Origin of the sequence: Pseudomonas sp. EGD-AK9 (assembly GCF_000465935.2) — a bacterium.
In the GTDB taxonomy this organism is placed as follows: domain Bacteria; phylum Pseudomonadota; class Gammaproteobacteria; order Pseudomonadales; family Pseudomonadaceae; genus Aquipseudomonas.
Genome location: NZ_AVOF01000120.1, coordinates 1 through 8,321, shown reverse-complemented (window position 1 = coordinate 8,321; position 8,321 = coordinate 1). Strand labels below are relative to the sequence as shown.

At 67.1% G+C, this 8,321-nt stretch carries 10 protein-coding genes and 1 pseudogene; 6 read left to right on the top strand and 5 right to left on the bottom strand.

Features of this window, described 5'->3' with window-relative positions; genetic code table 11:
• Positions 1-95 (bottom strand): annotated as a pseudogene (locus N878_RS28300) (dioxygenase); the annotation flags it as partial.
• 103 nt (positions 96-198) lie between these two features.
• Between N878_RS28300 and N878_RS06705 the strand changes: the two are divergent.
• Positions 199-858, top strand: coding sequence for a thiopurine S-methyltransferase (locus N878_RS06705; protein ID WP_021442896.1), 660 nt, complete (start codon positions 199-201; stop codon positions 856-858).
• 91 nt (positions 859-949) lie between these two features.
• Here the strand turns inward: N878_RS06705 and htpX are convergent, their stop codons facing one another.
• From htpX to N878_RS06690, 3 genes are all read right to left on the bottom strand, one after another.
• Complete coding sequence (gene htpX / locus N878_RS06700; protein WP_021442895.1) at positions 950-1,822, bottom strand: protease HtpX; 873 nt, start codon at positions 1,820-1,822, stop codon at positions 950-952.
• A gap of 89 nt (positions 1,823-1,911) precedes the next feature.
• Positions 1,912-2,364 carry a hypothetical protein gene (locus N878_RS06695; protein ID WP_021442894.1) on the bottom strand — a complete coding sequence of 151 codons (453 nt, stop codon included), beginning with the start codon at positions 2,362-2,364 and terminating at the stop codon, positions 1,912-1,914.
• 6 nt (positions 2,365-2,370) lie between these two features.
• Positions 2,371-3,582, bottom strand: coding sequence for a pyridoxal phosphate-dependent aminotransferase (locus N878_RS06690; protein ID WP_021442893.1), 1,212 nt, complete (start codon positions 3,580-3,582; stop codon positions 2,371-2,373).
• Positions 3,583-3,861: 279 nt separating this feature from the next.
• Here N878_RS06690 and msrB point away from each other — a divergent pair, with 279 nt between their 5' ends.
• Positions 3,862-4,257 carry a peptide-methionine (R)-S-oxide reductase MsrB gene (gene msrB, locus N878_RS06685; protein WP_021442892.1) on the top strand — a complete coding sequence of 132 codons (396 nt, stop codon included), beginning with the start codon at positions 3,862-3,864 and terminating at the stop codon, positions 4,255-4,257.
• 40 nt (positions 4,258-4,297) lie between these two features.
• Here msrB and N878_RS06680 read toward each other — a convergent pair whose 3' ends face one another.
• Entirely contained in the window at positions 4,298-4,477 is a 180-nt protein-coding gene (locus tag N878_RS06680) for a PA1571 family protein (RefSeq protein ID WP_021442891.1), read from the bottom strand.
• Positions 4,478-4,624: 147 nt separating this feature from the next.
• On the opposite strand from N878_RS06680, the gene N878_RS06675 reads away from it, so the two are divergent.
• The 4 genes from N878_RS06675 to N878_RS06660 all read left to right on the top strand — a co-directional run.
• Entirely contained in the window at positions 4,625-5,740 is a 1,116-nt protein-coding gene (locus N878_RS06675) for an ATP-NAD kinase family protein (RefSeq protein WP_021442890.1), read from the top strand.
• 9 nt (positions 5,741-5,749) lie between these two features.
• Entirely contained in the window at positions 5,750-6,340 is a 591-nt protein-coding gene (locus N878_RS06670) for a DUF1287 domain-containing protein (RefSeq protein ID WP_021442889.1), read from the top strand.
• Complete coding sequence (locus N878_RS06665; protein WP_031302839.1) at positions 6,337-6,771, top strand: thiol-disulfide oxidoreductase DCC family protein; 435 nt, start codon at positions 6,337-6,339, stop codon at positions 6,769-6,771. Before N878_RS06670 ends, N878_RS06665 begins: the two co-directional genes overlap by 4 nt.
• A 68-nt stretch (positions 6,772-6,839) precedes the next feature.
• Positions 6,840-8,321, top strand: a 1,482-nt coding sequence (locus N878_RS06660; RefSeq protein WP_021442887.1) for an ABC transporter transmembrane domain-containing protein, incomplete at its 3' end; no start/stop codon positions are given.

Sequence of the window (8,321 nt, the reverse complement as noted above, 5' to 3'; positions counted from 1 at the left end):
AACTCGGACGCCAGGCGGGCCAGGGCCGGGCCGCTGGCGCCCGGTTCGAGGGCGAGCATGGGGGAGCCGTGGGAGATGAACAGCGAAGGCAGCATGGTGCTAACTCCTGGAGTAGGATGCTGCCATCTTGGTGGTTGGACCTATCCGATACCAGCATAAATTCTTGAGCCTTATCATCGATTTACCTGGAGGTTTTGCGTGCACGAAAGTTTTTGGCAGGAGCGCTGGGCGCGCGATCAGATCGGTTTTCACCTGGATCAGGTCAATCCCTACCTGCAACGGCACTGGCCGGCGCTGGCGGTGCCTGTGGGCGCGCGAGTGCTGGTGCCGCTGTGCGGCAAGAGTCTGGATCTGGCCTGGTTGGCCGGCCAGGGCTATCGCGTGCTGGGCGTGGAGCTGGCGGAAAAGGCCGTGCAGGACTTCTTCGCCGAGCAGGGCCTGCAGGCCGAGGTCGTCCGGCACGGGGCGTTCAAGCTCTACCGCGCCGGCGCGCTGGAGCTGTGGTGCGGCGATTTCTTCGCCCTGCGCGCCGAGGACGTCGCCGATTGCCAGGCGCTGTTCGATCGCGCCGCGCTGATCGCCCTGCCGCCGGCGATGCGCGAGCGCTATGCGGCGCACCTGACGGCGATTATGCCGGACGGTTGCCGCGGCCTGCTGATCACCCTGGATTACGCCCAGAGCCAGATGGACGGGCCGCCCTTCGCCGTCGGCGACGACGAGGTGCAGCGGCACTTCGCCGCCGCCTGGCAGGTGCAGGAGCTGCAGCGCGAGGACGTGCTGGCGGGCAACTGGAAGTTCATCCGTCACGAGCTCAAGGCGCTGGACGAGGTGGTCTATCGGCTGGAGAAGCTTGTGTAAGCTGCGCCACGCGCGCCGCCAGGGATGCTGCACGCGGCCCTATGAAGCAAAAAAGGCGACCCGCAGGTCGCCTTTTCTTTGTTGCTTGCGATCAACCCAGGCGGCGCAGCGCCTCGATGCGATCTTCCAGCGGCGGGTGGCTCATCAGCAGGCCGGCCAGGCCGTTCTTCAGGCCGCCGTTGATGCCGAAGGCAGTCAGGCTGTCTGGCATGTTCACCGGTACGCCCTGTTCGGCGCGCAGGCGCTGCAGCGCGGCGATCATCGCGCCGGTGCCGGCCAGGCGGGCGCCGGCTTCGTCGGCCTTGAACTCGCGCTTGCGCGAGAACCACATGACGATGATGCTGGCCAGGATGCCCAGTACCAGCTCGGCGAAGATGGTCGCGACGAAGTAGCCGATGCCGTGGCCGTCCTCGTTCTTGAGGATGGCCTTGTCGACGAAGTTGCCGAAGATGCGCGCGAAGAACATCACGAAGGTGTTCACCACGCCCTGGATCAGCGCCAGGGTGACCATGTCGCCGTTGGCCACGTGGCCGATCTCGTGGGCCAGCACCGCGCGCACCTCATCAGGGGAGAAGCGCTCTAGCAGGCCCTGGCTGACGGCGACCAGCGCGTCGTTCTTGTTCCAGCCGGTGGCGAAGGCATTGGACTCGTAGGCGGGGAAGATACCGACTTCCGGCATCTTGATCCCGGCTTCGCGCGACAGCTCCTCGACGGTCTGCAGCAGCCACTGTTCGTGGCGGGTGCGCGGCTGGGTGATGATCTGGGTGCCGGTGCTCATCTTCGCCATCCACTTGGAGATGAACAGCGACACCAGCGAGCCGGCGAAACCGAACACGGCGCAGAAGATCAGCAGGCTGCCATGGTTCTGGCCGGTGAAGCGATCGACCCCCAGCAGTTTGAGGGTGATGCTGGCGATGATCAGCACCGCCAGGTTGGTGGCCAGGAACAACATAATGCGCATCATGGTGTGAACGGACTCCTCACGGGGAAAGACGTACGAGTAATGCGGGCTATATAAGGGCGCGCCCCCCAGGGTTTCAACCAGCGACTATTTCAAACTATGTCGCCTGAACCCTGCAGGTTGATCTCGAACAGCAGGCGGGTCAGGCGCGCGGTACGTTCGCCGTGTTGCTGGGCCAGCGCCTCGCGCAGCTGGAAGGCCAGGGTAGCATGCACCCGGCGCACGCTGGGCGGTAGCGCCTGGCCCTCGCCCACGGCGTGGGGAAGGGCCCGCGACAGGCGCAGGAAACCCTTCTCGGTCAGCACCGCCTGGTCCAGCGCGTCGTAGGCGATGGTCGACTCGAAGCGCAGATAGCCTTCCTCGGCCAGCCACAGCAGGGCGCCGAGACAGGCCTGGTGGCGCTTGCTCGGCAGGCCGAACTCGTCGGGCTCCTCGCGGCCGATCAGGTCCTCGACGTACAGCGCCAGCTTGCGCGGGAAGGCCTGATAGAGCAGCAGCAGGCCGCCGGCGGCGTCCTTGTAGAAGTCGTCGATCTGCAGATCCATGCCGGCCTACTGGCTGTAGCCCTTGAGGAAGTTGCCGATGCGGCCGATGGCCTGCTCCAGGTCGTCGACCCTTGGTAAGGTGACCACGCGGAAGTGATCCGGCCAGGGCCAGTTGAAGGCGGTGCCCTGGACGATCAAGAGTTTCTCCGACAGCAGCAGGTCGAGGACGAACTTCTCGTCGTTGTGGATCGGGCAGACCTTGGGGTCGATCCGCGGGAAGGCGTAGAGCGCGCCCATCGGCTTGACGCAGCTGACCCCGGGAATGTCGTTGAGCAGTTCCCAGGCGCGGTTGCGCTGCTCGAGCAGGCGGCCGTTGGGCAGCACCAGGTCGTTGATGCTCTGGTAGCCGCCGAGCGCGGTCTGGATCGCATGCTGGCTCGGCACGTTGGCGCACAGGCGCATATTGGCCAGGATGTCCAGGCCCTCGATATAGCTCTGCGCCTTGTGCTTGGGCCCGGAGATGGCCACCCAGCCGGAACGGAAACCGGCCACCCGGTAGCTCTTGGACAGGCCGTTGAAGGTCAGGCACAGCACGTCCGGCGCCAGCGAGGCGGTGCTGATGTGCACGGCCTCGTCGTAGAGGATCTTGTCGTAGATCTCGTCAGAGAACAGCACCAGGTTGTGCTGGCGCGCCAGCTCGACGATATCCAGCAGCACCTCGCGCGAATACACCGCGCCGGTGGGGTTGTTCGGGTTGATCAGCACCAGGGCCTTGGTGTTGGGGGTGATCTTGGCGCGCATGTCGGCGACATCGGGGAACCAGCCGGCCTGCTCGTCGCACAGGTAGTGCACCGGCTTGCCGCCGGACAGCGCCACCGCGGCGGTCCACAGCGGGTAGTCGGGGGCCGGGATCAGCACCTCGTCGCCGTTGTTGAGCAGCGCCTGCATGGCCATCACGATCAGCTCGGAGACGCCGTTGCCGAGGTAGATGTCCTCGATGCCGACGCCTTCCACCTGCTTCTGCTGGTAGTACTGCATCACCGCCTTGCGCGCGCTGAACAGGCCCTTGGAGTCGCTGTAGCCCTGGGCGGTGGGCAGGTTGCGGATGACGTCCTGGAGGATTTCCTCCGGCGCCTCGAAACCGAACGGCGCCGGGTTGCCGATATTCAGCTTGAGGATGCGCTGGCCTTCCTCTTCCAGACGTTTGGCGTGCTTGAGCACCGGCCCGCGGATGTCGTAGCAGACGTTGGCGAGCTTGTTCGATTTGCTGACCTGCATGTAAGGGATCCCGAGCGATGGATAACCCGCCGAAGCACGCTGCAAAAGTCTCGCGACGGAGAATCTTGGCAGCCTGTAACGCGGGTGACAGACTGGCGTCGAATCATACGTGGCGGCCTGGGCGCGGCAAAGGTGCCAGTCCGGCTTTTTTAAGCGAGGATGCGCCCAGGTCCCGGCCAGTAGCAGCGGCTTCCGCCGCGAACTCAACGCACCCCGCGTACAACCAAGGCCAGCGCTGTCACGCATCGCCTGGCTTTTTATCGAGGAGGAACCCTGCCCGTGGACAAACTCGACAAACCCCTGGAGGCCTGGCGCGAGGAACTGTCGCAGGAGCAGTTTCATGTCTGTCGCCTGGGCGGCACGGAGCGGCCCTTTACCGGCGAGTATCACGACAGCAAGACGCCGGGGGTCTATCACTGCGCCTGCTGCGGCGAGGCGCTGTTCGACTCCGACGCCAAGTACGACTCCGGCAGCGGCTGGCCGAGCTACTTCCAGCCGGTCAGCGACGAGGCGATCGCCCGGCTCGACGACTTCAGCCATGGCATGCACCGCATCGAGGTGAAATGCGCCAAGTGCGACGCCCACCTCGGCCACGTGTTCCCCGACGGGCCGCGGCCGACCGGGCTGCGCTACTGCATCAATTCGCTGTCGCTGAAACTGCTGCCGCGCGCTTGAGGGAGCGCCAGGCGCCTGATCTGCCTGGCGCCTGGCCGCCTCAGCCTTGCCGCCGGGACTGCTGCTGAGCCTTTTCCAGCTCGGCGCAGGCCTGCTGGATCATGCCTTCGGTGATCGGCACTTCGCGGCCCTGGCCATCGATGATAAAACCGCCCACCGGCATCTGCGGATGCTTGACCGGGGTGGTGGGGCGTTGGGCGGCAGTGTCGTGCAAGCTCATGGCCTGTCTCCTCATCAGTGATGCGCGCCAGTCTAGAGCGGCTAGATGAAGGCGCGGTGACAATTGCGACGGTGCTGCTCCGTCACAAAACACATAGCAAAGGTCGTATTGCAGGCGGCGTGCCAGCCTGTCTCGAACGAGGAATTCATGTCGCGTTTCCATATAGGTCTGATCATCAATCCGCTGGCCGGCCTCGGCGGCCCGGCGGCGCTCAAGGGCAGCGACGGCGTGGCCGGACAGGCGCTGGCCCTGGGTATCGAGCCGAAGGCGGCGCAGCGCACCCGCACCGCGTTGGAGCAGTTGCTGGGATTGCGCGAACGCATCGAGTTCGTCAGCTACCCGGGCGCCATGGGCGGCGATCTATTGGCGCAGCTGGGCTTCGCCCATCGCCTGCTGGGCGAGTTGGGCGCAGGCGCCACCACCGCCGAAGACACCCGCCGCGCCGTGCGGCAGCTGCAGGACGCGGGGGTGGCGTTGATCCTGTTCGCCGGTGGCGATGGCACGGCGCGGGACGTCTGCGCCGCGGTCAGGCAAGGGCAACCGGTGCTGGGCATTCCGGCCGGGGTGAAGATCCAGTCCGGCGTCTACGCCATCAGCCCGCGTGCCGCCGGCGAGCTGACCGCGCGCCTGGTCGAGGGTGGTCTGGTGCGCCTGACCAGCGGCGAGGTGCGCGATATCGACGAAAATGCCCTGCGCGAGGGCCGGGTCACCGCGCGCTGGTACGGCGAACTGTGCGTGCCGCAGGAGGGCGGTTATGTGCAGGCGGTCAAGCAGGGCGGGGTGGAGTCCGAGGAGCTGGTGCTGGCCGATCTCGCCGCCTGGCTGGAGGCGCAGTGGGAGCCGGGCGTGCGCTATGTGTTCGGCCCCGGCTCGACCCTGCACGGCCTGGCGCAGAACCTGGGGCTGGACACCACGCTGCTGGGCGTCGATGTGATCGAAGACGGCCGGGTGATCGCCCGCGACGTCAACGAGGCCGAGCTGCTGGCCCTGGTCGACGGGCATCCGGCCTATCTGCTGGTCACCGCCATCGGCGGCCAGGGCCATATCCTCGGCCGTGGCAACCAGCAGATCAGCCCGCGCGTGCTGCGCGCCATCGGCCTGGAGCGCCTGCGCGTGGTGGCCACCAAGCGCAAGCTGGCCACGCTGGAAGGCCGCCCGCTGCTGGTGGACAGCGGCGAGGTGACTCTGGACGACGCCTTTCCCGATGCCGTGCGGGTCTGGGCCGGGTATAAGGAAGAACTGCTGTATCCCTTGGCTCGATAGGAGATCGCGATGCGCATGCTGGTTCTACTGTCGGCCTGGGCGCTGGCGCTGGCCGCGCAGGCCATCGAGGCTGACAGGTTGGTGCTGGATGCGCGCCAGCAGGTCGGCGTGACCCTGAGCTATGACCCGGCTTACCGCCAGTTGAACTATCCGGGCGGCGACGTGCCCACGGCCACCGGGGTGTGCACCGACGTGGTGATCCGCGCGCTGCGCCAGCAGGGGCTGGATCTGCAGGAGGCGGTGCACCGCGACATGCGCGGCAATTTCGCCGTCTATCCGAACAACTGGGGGTTGAGCCGTCCCGACGCCAATATCGACCACCGCCGCGTGCCCAACCTGATGACCTGGTTCAAGCGCCAAGGTTGGTCGTTGCCGGTCAGTCAGGACGCTGCCACCTACCGGGCTGGCGATATTGTCACCTGGGATCTGGGGCGCGGCCTCACCCATATCGGCATCGTCAGCGATCGCCAGGCTCCCACGGGGACGCCGCTGATCCTGCACAACATCGGCCGTGGCGCTCAGGAGGAGGATATCCTCTTCGCCTTCCGCATTACCGGCCACTACCGCCCGCTCGCTCGACAGGCGAGTGCCGCACCATGACTGAACCTGTACTGCCGCCCGGTCTCGTCGCTGGTGAGCGCGTCGTGCTGTTCGACGGCGTCTGCAAGCTGTGCAACGGCTGGGCGAAATTCCTCATCCGCCACGACCGTGCGCGGCAGTTTCGCCTGGCGTCGGTGCAGTCCGCCCAGGGGCAGGCATTGCTGGCCTGGTACGGGCTGCCCAGCGAGCGTTTCGACAGCATGGCGCTGATCGAGAATGGTCGCCTGCTGCTGCGCTCCGACGCCGTGCTGGGCATCCTCGCCCAGCTGCCCGGGCCCTGGCGGGGGCTGGCCGGGTTGCGGCTGATCCCGCGACCGCTGCGTGACTGGTGCTACGACCGCATTGCGCTGAACCGCTACCGCCTGTTCGGGCGGCATGACGTATGCCTACTGCCCAGCGCCGACCACGCCGAACGCTTTCTGCATGACTGAGCGGCCGCTGGTGCGGACGGCCTGGCTGGCGCTGGTTTCTATCTATTGCTGAGGCGACCCGAAACCCCATGACATCGCTGCTTTCCTCCCGTCAGCGCGGCGCCTTGCGCCTGGCCTGGCGCTTTATCGCGCCCTATCGCGGGCGGGTGCTGGGCGCCTTGCTGGCGCTGCTGTTCACCGCCGCCATCACCCTGTCCATGGGCCAGGGCATCAAGCTGCTGGTGGATCAGGGGCTGGCCACCCAGTCGCCGGCGGCGTTGCGCCAGTCGCTGGGGCTGTTCTTCGTCCTGGTGCTGGCCCTGGCGCTGGGCACCTACACGCGCTTCTATCTGGTGTCCTGGCTGGGCGAACGGGTGGTCGCCGATATTCGCCGGCGCGTGTTCGATCACCTGATCGAGCTGCACCCGGGCTTTTACGAGAGCAACCGCAGCTCGGAGATCCAGTCGCGCCTGACCGCCGACACCACCTTGCTGCAATCGGTGATCGGCTCGTCGCTGTCGATGGCGCTGCGCAACCTGATCATGCTGGTCGGCGGCAGCGTGCTGCTGGTGGTGACCAACCCCAAGCTCAGCGGCATCGTGCTGGCGGCGCTGCCGCTGGTGGTGGCGCCGATCCTGATCTTCGGCCGTCGCGTGCGCGCGCTGTCGCGCCTGTCGCAGGACCGCGTGGCCGACGTCGGCAGCTACGTCGGCGAGGTGCTGGGGCAGATCAAGACGGTACAGGCCTACAACCACCAGGACGAGGACAAACGCCGCTTCGGCCTGTCCGCCGAGGCGGCGTTCGCGGTGGCGCGCAAGCGTATCGCCCAGCGCGCCTGGCTGATCACCCTGGTCATCGTGCTGGTGCTCGGCGCCGTCGGGGTGATGCTCTGGGTCGGCGGCATGGACGTGATCGCCGGGCGCATTTCCGGCGGCGAGCTGGCGGCCTTCGTGTTCTACAGCCTGATCGTCGGCTCCTCGTTCGGCACCCTGAGCGAGGTGATCGGCGAGCTGCAGCGCGCCGCCGGCGCGGCCGAGCGCATCGCCGAACTGCTGCGCGCGCGCAACGAGATCGCTGCGCCGCAACAGGGGCTGCAGCACCTGGCGCAGCCGGTGCGCGGCGAGATCGAGCTGCAGCATCTGCGCTTCGCCTATCCGGGGCGTCCGGAGCACTACGCGGTCGATGGAATCAGCCTGCAGGTGCGCGCTGGCGAGACCCTGGCGCTGGTCGGGCCGTCCGGCGCCGGCAAGTCGACCCTGTTTGACCTGCTGCTGCGCTTCTTCGACCCGCAGGCCGGGCGCATCCTGATCGACGGCGTGCCGATCGAGCGGCTCGATCCGCGCGAGCTGCGCGCCTGCTTCGCCCTGGTGTCGCAGAATCCGGCGCTGTTCTACGGCACGGTGGAGGACAACATCCGTTACGGCCGCCTCGATGCCAGCCAGGCCGAGGTGGAAGCGGCCGCGCGCGCGGCGCACGCCCACGAGTTCATCCAGCGCCTGCCGCAGGGCTACCAGACCCACCTGGGCGACGCCGGCCTGGGGCTTTCCGGCGGCCAGCGCCAGCGCCTGGCC

Bases quoted from the DNA above. Each gene is read 5' to 3' on its own strand.
- N878_RS06680 (WP_021442891.1), bottom strand. From the start codon at position 4,477: ATGAGCTTGCACGACACTGCCGCCCAACGCCCCACCACCCCGGTCAAG.
- htpX (WP_021442895.1), bottom strand. From the start codon at position 1,822: ATGATGCGCATTATGTTGTTCCTGGCCACCAACCTGGCGGTGCTGATC.
- N878_RS06665 (WP_031302839.1), top strand. From the start codon at position 6,337: ATGACTGAACCTGTACTGCCGCCCGGTCTCGTCGCTGGTGAGCGCGTC.
- N878_RS06695 (WP_021442894.1), bottom strand. From the start codon at position 2,364: ATGGATCTGCAGATCGACGACTTCTACAAGGACGCCGCCGGCGGCCTG.
- N878_RS06690 (WP_021442893.1), bottom strand. From the start codon at position 3,582: ATGCAGGTCAGCAAATCGAACAAGCTCGCCAACGTCTGCTACGACATC.
- N878_RS06670 (WP_021442889.1), top strand. From the start codon at position 5,750: ATGCGCATGCTGGTTCTACTGTCGGCCTGGGCGCTGGCGCTGGCCGCG.
- N878_RS06675 (WP_021442890.1), top strand. From the start codon at position 4,625: ATGTCGCGTTTCCATATAGGTCTGATCATCAATCCGCTGGCCGGCCTC.